The following is a 20,453-nucleotide window of genomic DNA, read 5'->3' as shown; positions in this document are numbered from 1 at the left end:
AAAAGCATAAAAAGTCTATATGATGACGACCCCCGAACAGCACAACGCGATTTGGGGTGGATAACAACATCGCATATCACCATATTTTTTTGTGGGTACATACGCTACACACATATGATGAGGAATGCCCTATATGGCGACTGACAACCAAAATCAAGTCTTAAACGAACAAACCGACGTTGTAAAACGTGTGCGTAAGACCAAGCCAAAGACAACTGAAGGTGGGTCTACTGCGAGCCTATTTGGTATCGAGCCGTATCAGCCGAAGAAAAACGAAGAATATATGTCCGAAGGGCAGCTTGAGCATTTCAGCCAAATTTTATTGGCATGGAAAGAAGAGCTGATGTCTGAAGTCGATCGTACCTTAAACACCATGCAAGACGAAAATACTGCTTTGCCTGATGTAAATGACCGCGCGACACAAGAAGAAGAGTTTGCCATTGAATTACGTACACGCGACCGTGAACGTAAATTAATCCGTAAAATTGAGCAATCAATTCAAGCGATTAAAAATGACGACTACGGTTTTTGTGAAACTTGTGGTATCGAAATTGGTTTACGTCGTTTAGAAGCACGCCCAACCGCGACTTTATGTATCGACTGCAAAACCTTAGCTGAGATTAAAGAAAAGCAAAATAACGGTTAATATGCCTGTTATCGGTGGAGCAACCCAGCCAAGCTCCATGCTTGAACAGCAGCCAAATTTGGTTTCGGCATCTCGCTACTCAGGTCGGTTCGCACCCTCGCCAACCGGCCCTTTGCATTTTGGCTCACTGCTGACTGCAGTTGCGAGTTACTGCGATGCGCGTCACCAACAGGGTCGTTGGTTGGTGCGCATTGAAGACACCGACATCCCACGTATTTATCCCGGTAGCCAAAGCCATATTTTAGCGTGTATTAAAGCTTTTGGTTTTGAGCCTGACGGCGAGATTGTTTTTCAAAAAGACCGTTTAGACATCTACGAACAAGTCTTAGAGCAATTAAAAGCCAAAAATTTGGTCTATGCTTGCCAATGCACGCGTAAGATGCTTGGTTCTAATCATATTTATCAAGACACCTGCCGCAATGCCCAACTGCCCTTTGCCCATCAAGCCATTCGTTTAAAAGTTGATGAGGTTGAGGTCTGTTTTGAAGACCGTTTACAAGGTCGTCATTGCTCGCAATTAAAAACAGAATTGGGTGATTTTGTACTCAAGCGCCGTGATGGCATTATTAACTATCAATTGGCGGTGGTGGTGGATGATTATTTGCAAGGTATCACCCATGTGGTGCGCGGTGCAGACTTACTTGATAATACCGAACGACAAATCTATTTGGGTACGTTACTTGGCTATCCTGAGCTTGTGTATATGCATTTACCACTTGCCATGAATGATCAAGGACAAAAGCTCTCAAAACAAAATTTAGCGCAAGCTTTAGATCTACAACAAGCAGCAACGTTATTACAACAGGCCATTGGTGCGCTACAGCAACCACCTGTGGACTTAGATGAACCAAAACGTATGCTAGCGCAAGCCATTGCCCAATGGGATGTCAGCTTAATTCCACGACAAATTGAGTTACAAGGTCATTATCTATAAAGCTAATGTTTTGGGTTAAGATCAGCTTAAAAGACAAAGGATCATGAAATGTTTTTTATTTTTGGGATTGGACCGAAAACCAAAGTGGTTGAAAAAAAGCAGTTTGCCTGCCCAGTATGTCGCACCTATAGCAGCTATGAACTCAAACAACAGCGCAATTATTTTTCTTTATTTTTTATTCCTTTAATTCCACTTTCTAAGCCTAAAACAGCGTTTGTAAAATGTTTAAACTGCAGCACCGACATGCCGAGCAATGTCTTACAACACGCTCAGCAAAAAGGGCCGTTTGATTAAAAACTCGATTCTTCACGACTTGGGTTAATGGTTTGCGTTTGGCGCTCAACTTTAAGCACCAAGGCAATCATCACCGCACACATAATTAAAGACGAACCGCCATAACTAATGAATGGCAAGGTTAAGCCTTTGGTTGGCAATAAGCCCATGTTCATACCAGCGTTTACCAAAATTTGTAGCAAGAAAATAATTGCAATGCCATACACCAAGTAACCTGCACGTAAGTACTGATTACGTAAGGCACGATGCGCAATTTTGATGGAACAGGCCAGCATTAAAAAGCTTAAAGTCATTAAGATGGCAAAACCAAAAAAGCCAAATTCTTCGGCATAAATGGCCAACATAAAGTCGGTATGTGCTTCGGGTAAGTACGACATTTTTTGCATACTGTGCCCAAGCCCAACCCCAAAGAACTCTCCCCGTCCAAAGGCCATTAAGGCATTAGACAGCTGATAACCCACACCCAATTGGTCATCCCAAGGATTGGTAAATGACATTAAGCGTTCAAAGCGATAAGGCTCAAATACAATCAATGCACTAAAGGCAAGTAAAATGGCCACAAAGGCAATAATAAACTGAATAACAGGTGCACCTGCTAAGAAAAACACACCCAACATCATCAGTGCAATCACCACCGTTGCACCCAAATCTGGCTCTTTAATAATTAAGCCGACCGTGAGTAGCATCACCACACCTAAGCGAAATAAGGCTGAAAACTTATTCCTCACCTCTTGCGAGCGTCGCACCACATAGTCGGCGGTAAAGATCGCCATAGCAACCTTCGCCACCTCTGTGGCTTGTAAGGTAAAACCTGCAATACGAATCCAACGGGTTGAACCATTGACCTCTGTACCTACAACCAATACCGCTGCAAGCAACAAGATGGTCGCAATCCAAATTGGGAAGGCATTTTTAAACCACATCTCAATAGGCACACGATAGGTCACAAAAGCTGCTACCGCCGCCACAGCAATTGAAATGCCATGTCGTATCACATAATGAAATGGATTTTCATGTAAGCGATCGGCATAAGGCATTGAAGCCGAAGCCACCATAATTGAGCCAATACACAGCAATGCCAAGACACAAAAAATCAAGGTATTGCGTACTGTAATTTGCTCAGGCATTTTCGGTGCAATGTACTGATACCATTGCTGTAATTTCAGGATGGTTGTCTGCGCAAAGCCCACCATACATCGTTCCTTTTATTTTTTAGTGCAGTGCATCAACACAAGCTACAAACTGTTGCCCACGTTGGCTATAGCCTTTAAACATATCAAAGCTGGCACATGCAGGCGACAACAACACCACATCATTGGCTTGGGTATGTTGCTGACACAACTGTACTGCTTGTTCTAAAGTCTGGGCATGTAGCAAGGTTGTTGTACCTTGAATCGCGTTTTCAATCATGGTCTGGTCTTCACCAATCAACACCGCAACTTTAGCGTACTGAGTTAAAGCTTCACGCAATGCTGTAAAGTCTTGCCCTTTGCCTTGCCCACCCAAGATAATCGCCACTTTGCCACCTTTGGCTTGAATTGCAGCACCTAAACCATCAAGTGCAGCTAAAGTTGCGCCAATATTGGTGCCTTTAGAGTCATTGTAATAACGTACAGCATGCAGTTCTTTGACAAATTCACAGCGGTGTTCTAAACCTTTAAAAGTTTTTAACGTCTTTAACATCGATTCAAGTGCTAAACCAATCGCTTCACCTAATGCTAAGCAGGCCAAAGCATTGGCAATATTATGCATCCCTTGAATATACAACTCAGAACTTTGAATTAAACGCTCACGACCACGCGCCAACCACATCGTACCATCGTCTTCACGCAATACGCCGTATTGATTTAAATCCGGTGCATTTAGACCAAAACTTTGCATTGGCGTGCTATCTGGCACCAATGGACGAGTGAGTGAATCATCACGGTTGTGCACTACTTTTTTCACGCCTTGGAAAACACGATGCTTGGCCGTGTGATAACCCATCATATCGCCATGACGGTCAAGATGATCTTCACTCATATTCAGCACCACAGCCACTTCAGCATTTAAATTTGAGGTGGTTTCTAACTGAAAGCTTGATAATTCTAAAACGTAAAGCTCAGGGTCATCTTTGATTAAATCCAATGCCGGACGGCCTAAGTTACCACCCACTGCTACTTTTTTGCCCGCATCAGCGACCATTAAACCAAATAACGTAGTCACGGTACTTTTGGCATTTGAGCCCGTAATGGCCACAATAGGTTTGTCGGTGGCACGGCGTAGAATCTGAATCTCACTCACCACAGGAATGCCTTTAGCGATTGCTGCTTGAATTTCAGGCAATTTTGGATCAAGCCCCGGACTAATAATAATTTCTTCTGCCGCGAGCAATAAATCTTGGTCTAATGCACCAAAACTGCTTTGTACTTCAGTTGAAATCTGGTCATGCCCCGGTGGATTGGCACGAGAATCGGTCACAGCAACGCGGTAGCCCTGTTCATGTAAGAAATTCACCGCTGCAACACCGGAAATTCCAAGCCCTGCAACAACTTTTAATCCACCACGTTGTATTAACATGTAATCCATCTCTTTTGTTGATATTTAAACTGGCAAAATGTTAGCACTTTGGCTTTTTGTGTTTTAGCTTTTTTTGTGTCTAGGCGTAAAAAAGCCGCTCAGTCGAGCGGCTTCAAGGTTTTTTAGCTTATTTCCATTTTACAGCTTGGGCTTGTGGCTTTTGCTGTTGTGGCTGATCGCTTTGGCTACAATCACAACTGCCACCACAACCGGCTGCCATGGCAGGCTTTAACCATTTAGCCAAGCGTGGCAAACCGCGTTGCTCAGCTGTCTGGGCTAAGCTTAAAAACAACTTAAAAGATGTCTTTGGAAACACCTTTTTAAATACCACCAACGTACTCCAAAGTACCAATACAGCAATAATTAAACCTTCCAACATCTTTTAAGCTCCTAAAGTTTAAGCAAAGATTTTTGAAGCAATTTGATAGGTTAAAAACGCCATCAAATACGCCAAACCAAATAGGTAAAAGGTCATAATACCTACGGTTTTCCATGAACCTGTTTCACGTTTAACAGTAGCAAGGGTTGGTAAACAATGCGGTGCATAGATAAACCATACCAACACAGCCAAACCTGTTGCCACAGACCAACCTAACTCGCCACCACTGCTAATTAAAGCAGCTAAGCCTTCTGACATAGCGTCGTCATCTACAGCAGATAACGCATAAATAGTGCCTAATGCTGCAACCACCACTTCACGCGCAGCCATCGCTGGAATTAAGGCAATACAAATTTGCCAATTAAAGCCAAGTGGTGCAAAGATCGGTTCTAATATATGTCCAAGCATACCGGCTAAGGTATAGTCAATTGCAGGTAAGGTGGCCCCTTCTGGCGGTTGTGGAAAGGTACACAAGAACCATAACAACACCGACAAGGCAAAGATAATACCACCCACACGTTTTAAGAAAATCTTGGCACGGTCGAGTAAACCAATCCAAATGTTCTTTAAATCTGGGATACGATAGCTTGGTAATTCCATCAACAGCATGTGTTGTGATTTGTCTTTATGAAAGAACTTAATCACAAATGACACACACAGCGCGCTGACAATCCCTGCCATATATAAACCAAACAGTACTAAACCTTGTAGGTTAAAAATACCGGCCACGCTTTGTTCAGGAATAAACGCTGCAATGAGTAAGGCATACACAGGTAAACGTGCCGAACACGTCATCAAAGGTGCTACAAAAATTGTAGTTAAACGGTCACGCGGATCACTAATGGTACGCGATGCCATAATGCCGGGAATAGCACAGGCAAAACTTGATAATAGCGGAATAAAGGCACGTCCCGACAAACCCGATTTAAACATCAGTTTATCGAGCAAAAAGGCTGCACGTGGTAAATAACCTGATTCTTCTAACACCAAAATAAAGAAGAACAAAATTAAAATTTGCGGTAAGAAAATCACCACGCCACCGGCACCGGCAATAATCCCGTCTACCACTAAACTATTTAAAAGTGGGTGTGAAATGTTGCTCCCCACCACTTCACCTAGCCAACCAAACAGCGCATCAATGCCATCCATAAATGGCGCAGCCCAGGCAAACACCGCTTGGAAAATGACAAACATCATCACTGCAAGGGTGACTAAACCAAGCACAGGATGGAGGAAAATCTTATCTAAAAATGCTGAGCGTTGGTCGTCTTGTTCAGCAAACACCACCACATCTTTGACGAGTTGCTCAACTTTTTGATGCTGATCACCTTTTAAGCCGCTGAGTTCGGTGCTTGGTGCATGGTACTTGCCTTGATCAAGGGCATGTTTTAGATTTTCAATCCCCGCTTCACGCACCGCAACGCTTTCTACCACAGGCACACCTAAACGCTCAGCAAGCTTTTGGGTGTTAATTTGCATACCACGGCGACGTGCTTCGTCCATCATATTCAGCACAATCAGCATAGGACGACCCAGCTCGATCATCTCAAGGATCAAACCTAAATGCAGCTTTAAGTTAGTGGCATCGACCACACATAAAAAGGCATCTTGCTCACGCTCTTCTGCTAAATGACCAAGCACCACATTACGGGTCACTTCTTCATCTGGACTGGTGGCATCTAAGCTATAAGTACCAGGTAAATCGAGCACGCGAACCGCTTGACCTGAAGGTAGGTTAAAATGACCCACCTTACGCTCCACCGTTACACCAGCATAGTTACCTACCTTTTGACGTGTACCGGTTAAATGGTTAAACAGTGAAGTTTTACCGCAGTTTGGGTTACCAACAAGGGCAATACGTAGTGCATCACTCATGCAGCAACTCCTTCAATTTCAATTTTTTGAGCTTCAACTTTACGCAGTGCAAAGCGGGTAAAACCAATTTGAATTAAAATAGGGTCACCACCAAAAATACCTTTGGTAATCACTTGTACTTGAGTACCTGGCGTAAAGCCCAAGGTTTCTAAACGACTTGCGACGATATCGCTTTGGCTGGTGCCATCCAAAGTACGATGCACTTTGCAAATGACGGCAGTTTGTTTCACTTTCAACTCTGACAAACGCACGATTGAATCCTAAATACTTTTGCTCATTATACAAACAAATGAGAATAATTAACAAATAAGGGCGAGTTACATTTCGACTTGCTCTTATATCACATCGACATGCAAGCAAAATTACTCTAGATTGGATAATATCAATCATTCTCATCGCTTTAACAGATTAAAAAAACTATGTTGAACAAAAAACCTCGCATTCCTGCACCTGTACAGATTCCTGAAGATTTAAGCTTTTTACAGGGGTTTGCCAACAATTTAGTCGCACAAACGGTGAGTCCACATACGCGTAATGCCTATTTATCTGATTTAATTCAAGCCGCTGAGCTGTCCAAGACTTACCTACCCGATTGGAGCAGTGATGATATTAGTGCGGTGTTACTGAGCCTTACGCAAATGGGCAAAAGCCCACGTTCGATTGCCCGAACGTTATCAGCATTGCGCTCTTTTTTTAAATTTTTACGTGAGCAAAATTTACGCACCGACAACCCAGTTGCCACCCATAAAACCCCAAAGATTGGACGCAACTTACCTAAAGATTTGTCCGAACACGATGTAGATGCCTTAATTCAAGCACCGGACGACAAAACGGCTTTAGGTTTACGTGATCGCGCCATGCTTGAAGTGCTGTATGCCTCAGGTTTACGTGTGTCTGAACTGCTCAATTTACGCCTTGATTTAATTAACTTAAATCAAGGCTATTTGCGTGTATTGGGTAAAGGCAATAAAGAACGTCTGGTGCCACTCGGACAACATGCTTGTGCATGGGTGGAGCGCTATTTGAGTGAGGCACGTCCTAAACTGTATCGCAGCGCCACTGATTTTGTGTTTTTAACTCAACAAGGCGGCATTATGAGCCGACAAAATTTTTGGTACGCCATTAAGCGCTATGCATTGCAAGCCGGTGTGCAAGCCGAACTTTCACCGCATACCTTACGACATGCCTTTGCCACACATTTACTCAATCATGGTGCAGACTTACGTGTGGTGCAAATGCTCCTTGGGCACAGTGATTTATCTACCACACAAATTTATACCCATGTTGCACAAGTAAGGATGCAGCAGTTACACGCCACCCATCATCCACGCGCCTAAGCGTAAAACATTTAGTTTCAGGGCGGTTTTTTGCTATGCTGTGCGCTCTTTATTTGTCATCTATGAAGGGTTACTGATGTCTTTTACCCGCGCCAAATTAGTTTTAGCCTGTAGTCTAAGCTTAAGCTTTGCTTTAAGTGCTTGCTCAAATTCAAATAATGAAGATAAGCAAACCACCTTCACAGCAAGTACACCTGCCACTGGTGAAGCATCAAATATCATTGAACGTAATGCAGAACAGCGTTTGATCAAAACCCTAGAGCAACATTTTAAAACCGCCAATATTCAAGCCAAAATTACTGAAATTAAAGCCACTGAAGTACCCAACTTAGTGTGGGTGTCTTTAGAAGGGATGGGCTCGGTTTATGCCACACATGATGGTCGATACATTATTCAAGGTGATGTGATTCGTTTAGGCGACAAAACATTACATAACTTAAGCGAAGCCTTACAAGCTGAAAACAACAAAAAAATCCTCAGTAACCTCAAGGTGCAAGATTTAATTGTTTATCCTGCTCAAGGTAAAACCAAGCATATCGTGTATGTGTTTACTGATATTAGCTGTCCGTATTGTCATAAATTGCATGAGCAAATGGCAGCCATTAATGCCAAAGGCATTGAAGTGCGTTACATCGCATGGCCACGTGGCGATCAGTTTATGCCAGCCATGCAAAGCGTATGGTGTAGCGACGACCGTAAAGCTGCCTTTAACCTTGCCATCAGTGGTGAGCAATTACCTGCCGCCACTTGTAGCAATCCTGTACAGCAGCAATATGAAATGGGCTTAGCCATGGGCGTGAATGGCACCCCTGCTATTTACAACAGCGAAGGCGTTTACTTAGGCGGTTACTTGAGTGCTGATGAATTGGCTGCCCGTTTAGATAAATAATTCTTATGCTATAAATTACTGTTTTTTATAGATGTAGATAAAGTTAACAGGATGCTAGAGTATCCTGTTTTTTTTAGCTATGATCTAGGCTCACTTAAAATTGGTAAATATGGAGTGTGACGTGAAACCAGTTCGTCTGGCAATCCTCGGTCTAGGTACTGTGGGTGGTGGTGCCCTTAAACTATTACAAGAAAATGCTGCTGAGATTAGACGTCGCACCGGTCGTGAAATTCAAATTACCCATGTGGGTACACGTCGTCCACGTCCTGATCTAAATCTACCAGACAGCGTGAAACAAAGTGCGGATTTACTCGACATCGTGCGTCAACCAGACGTAGATGTTGTGGTTGAAGTGATGGGTGGTATTCACCCTGCTTATGAAGTAATTAAAGAAGCAATTTTACATGGCAAGCAAGTGGTCACTGCCAACAAGGCATTACTTGCTGAACATGGCAACGAATTATTTAAACTTGCCGACGACAACGCCGTGCAAATTGCCTATGAAGCGGCTGTTGCTGGTGGTATTCCAATTATTAAAGTAATGCGCGAAGGCTTAGCAGCCAACCGTATTGATTGGTTAGCCGGTATTATTAATGGTACAGGTAATTTTATTCTGACCGAAATGCGTGAAAAAGGCCGTGCTTTTGAAGATGTATTAGCCGAAGCGCAAGCTTTAGGTTATGCCGAAGCAGACCCAACCTTTGATGTTGAAGGCATTGATGCGGCACATAAGTTGACACTGCTTGCCTCAATTGCTTTTGGTATTCCATTGCAATTTGATAAAGTATTTACCGAAGGTATTAGCAAAATTACCGCACAAGACGTGAAATACGCAGAAGACTTAGGTTTCCGTATTAAGCACTTAGGGATTGCACGCCGTGCCGAAACAGGCATTGAATTACGTGTTCATCCTACTTTAATTCCTGAAGAAGAATTAATTGCCAACGTCAATGGCGTTAAAAATGCCGTACTTGTACAAGCCAATGCGGTAGGTCCAACGCTGTACTATGGCGCAGGTGCAGGTGCAGGTCCAACAGCATCAGCCATCGTGGCTGACGTAGTTGATATTGTCCGTGACATCTCTTATACAGAAGATGGTGCAGGTACAATTCCTCAATTGGCATTTGAAAACCTGACCGATCTACATATTCTTCCGCGTGAAGAAATGACCACGGGTTACTACATCCGTATCAATGCTGAAGATCAAATGGGCGTATTGGCCAATGTCACCTCTATTTTAAGTAATGCTGGCATCAGTATTGATGCCATTATGCAACAGCCACGCTTAAAAGACTTAATTCCAATCGTGATCTTAACAGACCCTGTTAAAGAAGCGAAAATGGATGAAGCCTTAGAACAAATTCAAGCTCTTCCTGTCATTCATGGCGAAATTGTACGAATTCGTTTAGAATCGTTGGATAATTAATCGGGTTCAGAGGATGCTCTCCTCTGACCAAGCTCTACACACAATTGGAACATCATCATGTCGAATGCCAATCGTTATACTGGTTTAGTTGACCGCTATCGCGACCGTTTACCAGTGTCTGCAACTACCCCTGCTGTATCACTCGGCGAAGGTAATACCCCACTGATTAAGCTTGCGAATATTCCGCGCATTATTGGCAAAAATGTTGAAATTTATGTGAAGTATGAGGGCTTAAACCCGACTGGTTCATTTAAAGACCGTGGTATGACCATGGCGGTAACAAAAGCGGCTGAAGAAGGCTCTAAAGCGATTATCTGTGCATCTACAGGTAACACCTCAGCTGCTGCAGCGGCTTACGCTGCGCGTGCAGGTATGAAAGCGTTTGTTTTAATCCCTGAAGGCAAAATTGCCATGGGTAAAATGGCGCAAGCGATGATGTATGGTGCAATCACGATGCAAATTCGCGGTAACTTTGACGACGGTATGCGTCTTGTAAAAGAAATTGCTGATAAAGCACCGGTGACGATTGTAAACTCAATCAACCCGTACCGTTTACAAGGTCAAAAAACCATTGCTTATGAAATCGTGGATGAGCTTGGTCGTGCACCAGATTACCACTGCTTACCAGTGGGTAACGCAGGTAACATCACAGCGCATTGGATGGGTTATACAGAAGCTGTAGCCAACCAACCTGTAGGTGAATTTGAGCAAGTGGTTTATGACCCTGCAACAGATGCCTTCACAGGTCCAAAACCTGCAGGCTTGCCAATTATGGCAGGTTACCAAGCATCTGGCGCTGCGCCATTCTTACGTGGTGCGCCAGTTGAAAACCCTGAAACAGTAGCAACAGCAATTCGTATTGGTAACCCACAAAGCTGGAACCATGCAAAAGCTGTAGTACGTGATTCAAATGGTTGGTTTGATGAACTTACCGATGCTGAAATTTTAGATGCACAACGTTTGCTGTCTATGTATGAAGGCGTATTTGTAGAACCTGCTTCTGCTGCTTCTGTGGGCGGTGCAATCCGTGACATTAAAGCTGGCAAAATCAAAGAAGGTTCTGTGATCGTATGTACCGTTACAGGTAATGGTCTTAAAGATCCAGATACAGCAATCAAACAATGTTCTGATGCTGTGATGTTGTCTATTGACGCAACTTTAGATCAAGTTCGTGATTCAATTTTAAATAACATGTAATTTATGTTGTAAAAAAGCCCTGCACATGCAGGGCTTTTTTTATGCTGAAAGCTTAAATCGCTTTAGGTAAATTGGTGGTCCAATTCATTAAACGAATGGCATCATTATTACGTGCTTGAGTATTACTTGCACCTAAAATCACCAAAGCCACTGGACGGTTATTTAAAGTGGTGTGCATGACCACACAACGCCCAGCTTCATTAATAAAACCTGTTTTAGACAGATTAATATTATAGCCGCCGTTGCGTACTAAACCATTGGTATTATTTGATTTAAGTACACGGTAGCCTAAATTAAAATCATAGGTTGGTGTGGTTGAAAACTGACGAATCAAACCATATTGCGATGCAGTACTCACCAACACACCTAAATCACGTGCCGATGCCACATTAGCAGGATGTAAACCCGTGGCTTCCATAAAACGGCTACTGTGCATGCCCAACTCTTTGGCTTTGGCATTCATTGCAGCAACAAAAGCACTCTTGCCACCCGGATACGTGCGTCCTAATGCAGCTGCAGCAGGGTTCTCAGATTTCATTAAAGCAAATAACAACGCTTCAGCGCGATTCATTTTATCGCCCACACGTAAAGTTGAGCTTGAGTTTTTACCACCCGCTCCTGCAAAATCAACCGATTGCAGTGTAATGGTTTCATTCATATCTAAACGTGCATCAGTAATCACCACAGCAGTCATCAGCTTGGTCACAGATGCAATGGGCAATGCAGCATTGGTATTTTTGCTATATAACACTTCACCGGTGTTTGCATCCATCACCAAAGCGGCACGCGCATTCACCGAAGGTTGATTGCTATAACGGTTGGTATCTAAAATTTGAATGGTTTTTTTAGTTTCACCTTGCGTCACCACACCGTCTACGCTACGCACACTGGTGGTAATTTTGGTACTGCTCTCGCTTGGCGCAGTTAACGTTGTGGTCGCTTGAGTTGGCGCACGTAAGGTGGTGGTTGCTGTCACAGAGCCTTGTGGTGAAGCTTCTTCATTATTTAAAAATTGGCCGGCTTGTTCTGATGACCACGCAATGTTGGCCTGTGCTGTACTCCCTGAAGAAGAATTGACAATCAGTTCTGCAAAACCTGTAGAACTCATACCAAGTAGCACGGATAGGCTCAACACATGTTTTAACGATTTGTTAAATTTTTTCACAATCACTTACTCATCTCAAGGAGGTAAGATACATTTGCGTATTACCTCAAATATGCCTTACATTTACATACAGTGAGCTACAAAATGTACAAATCTTGCAACTGTCACATTCTGCCTATCACTTGGGTTTGGAATACAGATAGGATTGCTAATTTTGTCGTTTCATTGCAAGCTAATTTTGCGTTATGTAACAAAAAAGATGAAAAATCATTCAGAGGGAGAAGCCAGTGATCACAGTTGTTGTAGTAGATGATCATGAGTTAGTTCGCACCGGCATTTGCCGTATGCTCGAAGACCATCTTGATGTACAAGTGATTGGGCAAGCAGAATCTGGTGAAGAAGCGATTAATCTCGTTCGTCAACATCACCCCAACGTGGTGTTATTAGATGTCAATATGCCGGGGATTGGTGGGGTTGAAACCACACGCCGTTTATTACAAAGTGCACCTGACACCAAAGTTTTGGCGGTTAGTGGATTGGCCGAAGAGCCTTATCCGTCTTTGTTGTTAAAAGCTGGTGCTAAAGGCTATATCACCAAAGGTGCGCCTGTGACAGAAATGGTACGCGCCATTAAAAAAGTCATGCAAGGCGGTAAATATTTTAGTGCCGACATTGCAGAACAATTGGCCAGTTCTTATTTATCCGATACCCAACAATCGCCTTTTGATGCTTTGTCAGAACGTGAAATGCAAGTAGCGATGATGGTGGTCAACTGTATTAGCGCACAAGAAATTGCCGATAAGCTGTTTGTGAGTGTGAAAACTGTAAACACCTATCGCTATCGTATTTTTGAAAAACTCAATCTAGATAGTGATGTCAAACTCACCCATTTGGCCATTCGTTACGGTCTGATTAAACCTTAATATGGCAAGTGGTAATCCTCAACTTAATCGCTATTATTTAGGGCGCTGGTATGCGTCCTATCGTTTTTTAATTTCTTTTAGCTTATTACTGATCGCATCAGTTGGGCATTACAGCAATACTTTAGCTGTGTCTTATGCACAATCACATCTATTTATTCTGTTTTTGTACTTTATCTGCAGCACTGCACAATGGTTAATGCTGCGCTATTCACATGTTGCGGCAAGTTATCAGTTGCTTGCTTTATTTATTGTCGATATCGCAATTTTAACCAGCTTAATTTTTATTGGCGATGGTACCAATTTACAAATTAGCCTGATGTTTGTGATGACCATTTTCACCGCCTCATTATTGCTTGAAAAACATAAAGCGCTTTCTGTAACCTTGGTTGCGGTAATTTGTGTCGTTTATCAACACTTTATTGGCTCACTTTTTGCCACATCGCACTCTTTAAATAATATTAGTAACAGTGCCTTATTGGCTGTGCTGTTTTTTTGTGTGTATGCTTTAGGTCAATTTGCAATTCGGCGTTTTGAAGTCTTAGAAAACGTCAATTTAACCCAAGCACAGCAGATACGCCGTTTACAAGATATTAGTAGCTATATTTTAGATCAAATCGAAAGTGGTTATTTGGTTTTAGATGAGAATTATCATGTGATTTTGACCACGCCTGCAGCTTGTGATTTTTTAGGTATTTCACCGATTCATGCCTACGAAAAACAACCGCTATATAGTGTACAACCAGAATTATTTGACGTTTTACATCTAGAGCGTTTAATTGAAGGCGAGAAATTTCAATTTGAAGCCAAACAAAGTTTGTATCAATTACATGTACGGATTCAAAAACTTCGTATTCCCAATCAAACCTTAACACTTTTAGTGTTAGAAGATGCACGTACCATTAATCAACGCGTACAACAGTTAAAACTGGCCTCTTTAGGTCAATTATCTGCCAGTATTGCCCATGAAATTCGTAACCCTTTGGCTGCTATTGTGCAAGCCAATGAATTAATGCGCGATAGTGATCTTGATCAGCAAACTATGCTGAATAATTTAATTGCCAAACAAGCCAACCGAATTGATCGTATTGTTAAAGATACCTTAAATATGGTGCGTAACCGTGAAACCAAAAGCAGTGTAATTCGTTTAGAAAAATTCATTCCACTATGTTTAGAAGAGGATTTTTCTCATGCACGCGATCAAATCAATAGCGTGATTGAACAAGAGGCAGCAATTTATTTTGATGAAGATCAACTGCGTCAGATCTTGATCAATTTATTACGTAATGGCTTACACCATAATCAATCTAGTCCGCACAAGATTGAATTACATGTTTATACTCAGCATAATCATGTGCGCATTGAAGTACGTGACTTTGGTGCAGGCGTGGCAAGCGCAGATATCGCCTCTTTATTTCAACCATTTTTTAGTACCGAAATTAACGGTACTGGTTTAGGTTTGTATCTGTCCCATAGCTTTTGTGAAGCCAATCAGGCCAAACTGTATTATGTAGAACAACAACAAGGCGCATGCTTTCGTATTGAATGCCTCCGCGTCAATTTTGCTTAAATTAATTGGGGTGTCACAGTGGACGTCAAACCACTCGTATTGTTCGTCGATGACGAAGAAGATTTATGTATGCTAATGCAAATGAGCTTAAGTCGTATGGGAATCGACAGCCATATTGCCAATGGTGTTCAACAGGCCAAGCAGTTATTAGAAAAAAATCAATATGATGCTTGTTTAACCGATTTGAATATGCCGGATGGTTCAGGGCTACAATTGGTCAGTTACATTAGCCAATACCATCCGCAATTGCCGGTTGCGGTACTCAGTGCCTATGGCAATATGGACATTGCCATTGCTGCGTTAAAAGCAGGTGCTTTTGATTTTGTCAGTAAACCGGTCAATCAAATTGAGTTACAACATTTACTCAATCAAGCGCTTAATCGTCCAATTTATGCAGCCGATGCCCCCAAACAACAACTGATAGAAGAACAAATGTTGCTTGGACAGTCACCTGCGATTCAACATCTACGTCAAACTATTCAAAAAATTGCGCGCTCACAAGCACCGGTATTTATTCACGGTGAATCCGGTACGGGTAAAGAAGTGGTTGCCAATTTGGTACATTCTTTAAGTAACCGCAGCCATGGCGCTTTTATTGCGATTAACTGTGGTGCTATTCCTTCTGAGCTGATGGAAAGTGAGCTTTTTGGACATAAAAAAGGCAGTTTCACTGGCGCAAACCAAGACAAGCAAGGCTTGATTCAAGCGGCGCACGGCGGCAGTTTATTTTTAGATGAATTGGCCGAATTACCGCTGACTATGCAAGTTAAGCTACTACGTGCAGTACAAGAAAAGCGCATCCGCCCGATTGGCAGTGACAGCGAAATTGAAGTGGATTTTCGCATTATTAGTGCCACGCACCAAAACCTAGAGCAATTGGTCCAACAAGGTAAATTTAGACAAGATTTATTTTTCCGTATTCATGTTATGGATATTCAATTACCACCATTACGTGAGCGTGGCGATGATATTTTATTATTGGCGCGGCATTTTATTGAAAAAATTAGCCAAGAGTGGCAAATCGCACACAAAAATCTAAGTGCTACAGCAGCCAATTTTTTACTGCAACAGCATTTTCCGGGCAATGTGCGTGAATTGCGCAATCTGATGGAACGTGCGCTGACCTTATGTGACAGCACAGAAATTGAGGTTGAGCATTTACAAGCCTCAACTCTACGTAGCTCATCTATTGCTGTAATAGAAGCTACTGTTGCTAACCCAAGTATCCCACAGCAACCTGTTCTACAAGCTAAGCAAAAGTTGCCACAAGAAGGTTTGGAACAGCATTTAGAAAATATCGAAAAGCAGATTTTACTTGATGCTTTAAATATGACCCATTGGAACCGCACATTGGCAGCTAAAAAGCTCGGTATGTCGTTTCGTTCGCTGCGCTATCGCTTAAAGAAATTTGGTTTAGACACCGATGATGAATAAGTTATTGCAGCAATAATAACTCGGCTACTCGCTCAAGATAGTGTTGCTCATTCATGCCCAATTGCATGGCATAGCTTTGGTTGGGCTGAATACCAACACCTTCAATCATTTGCCCATTGGGAGTGTAGTAATGTGCCACCGTCATTTGTAACGCAGCGCCGTTAGATAAGGGGAATAATTTTTGTACCATACCCTTACCATAACTTTTCTCCCCCATGACCCAAGCACGTTTATGTACTTTCATGGCTGCGGTAAATACTTCTGCGGCTGAAGCCGAGCGCTGATTAATCAGCACACCAAGTTTAAGATTGCTAAATTCATGACTTGGTAAAGCCTGAAATTGCTGCTCACCTTCAGAGCGACTTTTAGTCACGACAATTAAACCTTGATCTAAAAACAAATCCGCAGTTTCTACCGCAGCCGAGAGTAAACCACCCGGATTATTGCGTAAATCAATCAGCACTGCTTTAGGGGCATCTGCTGCATATTGCTCAATAATATTTTTAATTTCATTGGCAGTATCTTGTTGAAACACTTGTACTTTAATCACCAACACCTGATTGGGCAACATTTGACTTTGAATGGCAGTATCAATTTTTTGATTACGTACAATTTTTAGTTGCTGACTATTGGCTGCCAATTGCAGATTTAAATTTGAGGCAATTGATCCTGTGAGGAGTGCATTGACTTGATCTTGGTTTAAATTTTTGAGTTCTTGATCATCAATTTTAAATACCGTCACACCATTACGTAAGCCTTGTTTGGCAGAATCAGCATTGCGATCTAAACCAGCCACGACCCATTGTTGATGTTGTTGGTGATATTCAAGTTCAAAATCAACCGTGGCGATTTCGCCTTCAGTGTACTGAATCAGTTGAGTATAGTCTTGGGCAGATAAATAACGAGAATAATTGTCTAAGCCTGCCACCATACCTTGAATGGCAAGTTGAAATAGATGCTGGTCATTTTTTATATCGACATAGTTTTCTTTGACAATGCCGTAGATTTGCACAAATTCTTGAATAGATTCGACGGGTACTTCGGTATAAGCCGGTTCAAATTCGGGAGCAAAATCTCCCGAATCGCCCGCGGTATGACCCAAACTGCTACACATCGCGAAAGCAAATGCTATAGATTTCCATTGGGTCATGACCTTTTCCTTATTTTAATGTAATTAAGTTACGACCTTGCATTTCAGCAGGAATAGGTAACTGCATCAGGCTGAGTAATGTTGGGGCAACATCTGCCAAAACACCACCTTGCGCGATTTCTGCTTGAGTTGGACCGACATAAATAAATGGCACAAGCTCTGTGGTGTGTTGGGTATGCACTTGACCGCTATGGTAGTCTTGCATTTGCTCTACATTACCATGATCGGCAGTAATGAGCATATGGCCGCCTTGTGCCATCACAGCATCATAAACACGACCTAAGCAGGTGTCGACTGCTTCAACCGCTTTGACTGCTGCATCAAACACACCTGTATGTCCAACCATATCACCGTTGGCATAGTTCACCACCAGTAAATCAAACTCACCTGAATGAATTGCTGCAACCAATTCATCGGTCACTTCAATTGCGCTCATTTCAGGTTTTAAATCATAAGTGGCTACATTTGGGGATGGAATCAAAATACGTTTTTCACCCGGATATTCATCTTCACGACCACCGCTGAAGAAGAAGGTTACATGCGCATATTTTTCTGTTTCGGCAATACGTAATTGGGTTTTACCTAAATTAGATAAGTATTCACCAATAGAGTTGACCAAATCTTCTGGCATATATGCAACAGGTGCATTAATGCTGGCTTGGTAACGTGTAAGCATCACAAATTTAGCTAATTGAGGCACCACTTTACGTTCAAAACCGGCAAAGTCAGTTTCTACAAAAGCACGGGTCAACTCACGGGCACGGTCGGCACGGAAGTTCATAAACACAACGCTGTCGCCGTCTTGTACTTGAGCTACATCACCAATACGAGTGGCTTTAACAAATTCATCTGACTCATCAGCTGCATACGCTTGGGCTAAACCTTCCACAGCAGTGGCTGCTGTACGGGTTGCCTCACCTTCTGTTAATAAGCGATACGCTTGTTCAACACGGTCCCAACGATTGTCACGATCCATCGCGAAGTAACGACCAATCATAGTCGCAATACGACCTTGATTTGGGTACTGTGCAAATAAGGCATCTAGTTTTTGTAAAGAAGGTTCAGCACTACGTGGTGGTGTGTCACGACCATCTAAGAAAGCATGTAGATACACTTTGGCACCGCGTTTAAGCGCAAGCTCAGCCATCGCCACAATCTGATCTTCGTGAGAATGTACACCACCTTCTGACAACAGACCCAATAAATGTACCGCACCGCCTGTAGCTTTGGCTTTTTCTACCGCATCGATAAGTACTTCGTGATTAAAAAAATCACCGGTACGGATGTCTTTGGTAATACGAGTAAAGTCTTGATACAAAACACGACCTGCGCCAAGGTTCATATGGCCCACTTCTGAGTTACCCATTTGACCATCAGGTAAACCTACATCTTCGCCTGAACCTGAGATTAGACCATGCGGATGTTTTTGCTGCATTGCCGTTAAATTTGGGCGTGCAGCCGCTAAAAACGCATTATCTTCAATTGCTTCGCGGTGACCCACACCATCCATAATCACCAATACGTGTGGGATTTTGCCAGCAGTTGCATCCGTCATAACCAGTACTCTTGTGTCTACAAATTAAACTCTATCTTACCCAATTTTAGGGTCAGACTCTATGTTTGGCTTTAGGCTTAAAACCTTCAAGCACCATGCTTGGATGTAGGATTTAGCGTGCGCGATGCAGCAAATAACCGCCCACCACAAACATGAAAATAATCGGAATAAATACAAACCATGCCGGTGATGGTGAATACACCAAACTTGCATAGCCCAAGAAATCTTGTAAATAAAAGAAAGTTAAACCTACAAATAAAGCAATCACCAAACGAAAGCCCATAGACTGTTGACGCAAGGGTCCAAAAATAAATGAACAGGCAATCAACACCAAGGCAATCAGTGCAAATGGTGCACCCACTTTTTGCCAAAATGCCAACTGATAGGTTTTTGGCACTTGGCTATATTCATGCATATACCCCATAAAGCTCACCAATTGACTTGGTGATAAATCTTCTGGGTCAATAGTGACCATATGCACGTATTTAGGTTGTAAAGCTAAAGACAAATCGCTATTGGCTTGTTTGGTCAAACTTGCATTGCCTTGGGCTAAAATATTCATCTCTTGCGTGTTCTGTAAACGCCATTGACCATCTTGCACAAACTGCCCTTGTTCTGCATTGAGTGTGCCACGTAGACGATAGTCATTGTCAAAGTCAGTCACTTGAACATTACGTAATTCACCTTGAGCATTGGCATAATCAATATAAATAAAGCGTTGTCCTTCACGGCTCCAATAGCCTTTGACTTCGCCTAATTCTGCAACTGCACGATGACTTTTGACACTTTTAGCTTGCTCAGAGCTATATGGAATTACCCATTCACTTAATGCAAATGACAAGACCACTAACAATAAAGCCGAACGAATGACCCAACCGACAATACGCCATAGACTCACCCCTGCCGCACGCATGACAATCAGTTCACTGTTTGAAGCCAATGTACCTAAACCCAAAACAGCACCAATTAAGGCTGAAATAGGTAAAATTTCATATAAGGCACTTGGCGCACCCCATAGCACATGTAGCAAAGCACTCCACGCGCCATAGCCGTCTTTAAGCTCACCTAATTCACCTAAATAGGTAAATAAAATTTGTAAGCCCGATAAAATCGCGGTTGCCCCTAACATCGCTAAAGCTGTGGTTCGGGTCACATGTTTGGCAACAATTCGACGTGCAAGCAT

General features: G+C 42.5%; 19 protein-coding genes. 10 read left to right on the top strand and 9 right to left on the bottom strand.

Annotated features, from left to right (window positions below):
- Window positions 1–133: 133 nt before the first annotated feature.
- From dksA to Q0017_RS02435, 3 genes are read left to right on the top strand one after another with little or no spacing between them, the layout of a single operon-like run.
- Window positions 134–646: an RNA polymerase-binding protein DksA gene (dksA, locus tag Q0017_RS02445; RefSeq protein ID WP_298142243.1), complete on the top strand. Its 513-nt coding sequence runs from the start codon at window positions 134–136 to the stop codon at window positions 644–646.
- A 37-nt stretch (window positions 647–683) separates the two neighbouring features.
- Window positions 684–1,580, top strand: a complete 897-nt coding sequence (gene gluQRS / locus Q0017_RS02440; protein WP_298142271.1) for a tRNA glutamyl-Q(34) synthetase GluQRS — start codon at window positions 684–686, stop codon at window positions 1,578–1,580.
- A 48-nt stretch (window positions 1,581–1,628) separates the two neighbouring features.
- Window positions 1,629–1,874 carry a zinc ribbon domain-containing protein gene (locus Q0017_RS02435; RefSeq protein WP_298142241.1) on the top strand — a complete coding sequence of 82 codons (246 nt, stop codon included), beginning with the start codon at window positions 1,629–1,631 and terminating at the stop codon, window positions 1,872–1,874.
- Here the strand turns inward: Q0017_RS02435 and ftsW are convergent.
- The 5 genes from ftsW to Q0017_RS02410 form a co-directional block, all read right to left on the bottom strand.
- Entirely contained in the window at window positions 1,871–3,067 is a 1,197-nt protein-coding gene (gene ftsW, locus Q0017_RS02430) for a putative lipid II flippase FtsW (RefSeq protein ID WP_298142240.1), read from the bottom strand. The two genes, Q0017_RS02435 and ftsW, sit on opposite strands and share 4 nt — an antisense overlap.
- A 19-nt stretch (window positions 3,068–3,086) precedes the next feature.
- Entirely contained in the window at window positions 3,087–4,433 is a 1,347-nt protein-coding gene (gene murD / locus Q0017_RS02425) for a UDP-N-acetylmuramoyl-L-alanine--D-glutamate ligase (RefSeq protein WP_298142239.1), read from the bottom strand.
- Window positions 4,434–4,560: 127 nt separating this feature from the next.
- Window positions 4,561–4,812 (bottom strand): DUF6587 family protein, encoded by a 252-nt coding sequence (locus Q0017_RS02420; RefSeq protein WP_298142238.1) that lies wholly within the window; start codon window positions 4,810–4,812, stop codon window positions 4,561–4,563.
- A gap of 18 nt (window positions 4,813–4,830) precedes the next feature.
- Window positions 4,831–6,687: a ferrous iron transporter B gene (locus tag Q0017_RS02415; protein WP_298142237.1), complete on the bottom strand. Its 1,857-nt coding sequence runs from the start codon at window positions 6,685–6,687 to the stop codon at window positions 4,831–4,833.
- Window positions 6,684–6,938, bottom strand: a complete 255-nt coding sequence (locus tag Q0017_RS02410) for a FeoA family protein (RefSeq protein WP_298142236.1) — start codon at window positions 6,936–6,938, stop codon at window positions 6,684–6,686. The genes Q0017_RS02415 and Q0017_RS02410 overlap by 4 nt, the downstream gene beginning before the upstream one ends.
- Before the next feature lie 168 nt (window positions 6,939–7,106).
- On the opposite strand from Q0017_RS02410, the gene xerD reads away from it, so the two are divergent.
- From xerD to thrC, 4 genes are all read left to right on the top strand, one after another.
- Window positions 7,107–8,024 carry a site-specific tyrosine recombinase XerD gene (gene xerD / locus Q0017_RS02405; RefSeq protein ID WP_298142235.1) on the top strand — a complete coding sequence of 306 codons (918 nt, stop codon included), beginning with the start codon at window positions 7,107–7,109 and terminating at the stop codon, window positions 8,022–8,024.
- Window positions 8,025–8,100: 76 nt separating this feature from the next.
- A complete protein-coding gene (locus Q0017_RS02400; RefSeq protein WP_298142234.1) occupies window positions 8,101–8,913 on the top strand; it encodes a DsbC family protein in 813 nt (270 codons plus the stop codon).
- A gap of 121 nt (window positions 8,914–9,034) precedes the next feature.
- Window positions 9,035–10,339, top strand: coding sequence for a homoserine dehydrogenase (locus Q0017_RS02395; protein ID WP_298142233.1), 1,305 nt, complete (start codon window positions 9,035–9,037; stop codon window positions 10,337–10,339).
- 57 nt (window positions 10,340–10,396) lie between these two features.
- Window positions 10,397–11,536, top strand: a complete 1,140-nt coding sequence (thrC, locus tag Q0017_RS02390; RefSeq protein WP_298142232.1) for a threonine synthase — start codon at window positions 10,397–10,399, stop codon at window positions 11,534–11,536.
- Window positions 11,537–11,588: 52 nt separating this feature from the next.
- On the opposite strand, the gene Q0017_RS02385 is transcribed toward thrC, so the two are convergent.
- Window positions 11,589–12,701 carry a D-alanyl-D-alanine endopeptidase gene (locus Q0017_RS02385; RefSeq protein ID WP_298142231.1) on the bottom strand — a complete coding sequence of 371 codons (1,113 nt, stop codon included), beginning with the start codon at window positions 12,699–12,701 and terminating at the stop codon, window positions 11,589–11,591.
- A 227-nt stretch (window positions 12,702–12,928) separates the two neighbouring features.
- Between Q0017_RS02385 and Q0017_RS02380 the strand changes: the two genes are divergently transcribed.
- The 3 genes from Q0017_RS02380 to Q0017_RS02370 are packed head-to-tail and all read left to right on the top strand — an operon-like array spanning window position 12,929 to window position 16,565.
- Complete coding sequence (locus tag Q0017_RS02380) at window positions 12,929–13,564, top strand: response regulator (protein ID WP_298142230.1); 636 nt, start codon at window positions 12,929–12,931, stop codon at window positions 13,562–13,564.
- 1 nt (window position 13,565) lies between these two features.
- Complete coding sequence (locus Q0017_RS02375) at window positions 13,566–15,131, top strand: ATP-binding protein (protein WP_298142229.1); 1,566 nt, start codon at window positions 13,566–13,568, stop codon at window positions 15,129–15,131.
- An 18-nt stretch (window positions 15,132–15,149) separates the two neighbouring features.
- Window positions 15,150–16,565 (top strand): sigma-54 dependent transcriptional regulator, encoded by a 1,416-nt coding sequence (locus Q0017_RS02370; RefSeq protein ID WP_298142228.1) that lies wholly within the window; start codon window positions 15,150–15,152, stop codon window positions 16,563–16,565.
- 1 nt (window position 16,566) lies between these two features.
- On the opposite strand, the gene Q0017_RS02365 is transcribed toward Q0017_RS02370, so the two are convergent.
- The 3 genes from Q0017_RS02365 to lptG form a co-directional block, all read right to left on the bottom strand.
- On the bottom strand, window positions 16,567–17,715 hold the full coding sequence (locus Q0017_RS02365; RefSeq protein WP_298142227.1) for a S41 family peptidase: 1,149 nt from the start codon (window positions 17,713–17,715) through the stop codon (window positions 16,567–16,569).
- A 10-nt stretch (window positions 17,716–17,725) separates the two neighbouring features.
- Window positions 17,726–19,270 carry a 2,3-bisphosphoglycerate-independent phosphoglycerate mutase gene (gpmI, locus tag Q0017_RS02360; RefSeq protein WP_298142226.1) on the bottom strand — a complete coding sequence of 515 codons (1,545 nt, stop codon included), beginning with the start codon at window positions 19,268–19,270 and terminating at the stop codon, window positions 17,726–17,728.
- Between the two features lie 112 nt (window positions 19,271–19,382).
- Window positions 19,383–20,453 carry an LPS export ABC transporter permease LptG gene (lptG, locus tag Q0017_RS02355; RefSeq protein WP_298142225.1) on the bottom strand — a complete coding sequence of 357 codons (1,071 nt, stop codon included), beginning with the start codon at window positions 20,451–20,453 and terminating at the stop codon, window positions 19,383–19,385.

Origin of the sequence: uncultured Acinetobacter sp. (assembly GCF_947624825.1) — a bacterium.
Lineage (GTDB): Bacteria > Pseudomonadota > Gammaproteobacteria > Pseudomonadales > Moraxellaceae > Acinetobacter.
The sequence above is the reverse complement of the archived record's forward strand: the minus strand, read 5'-3'. Positions and strand labels throughout refer to the sequence as shown.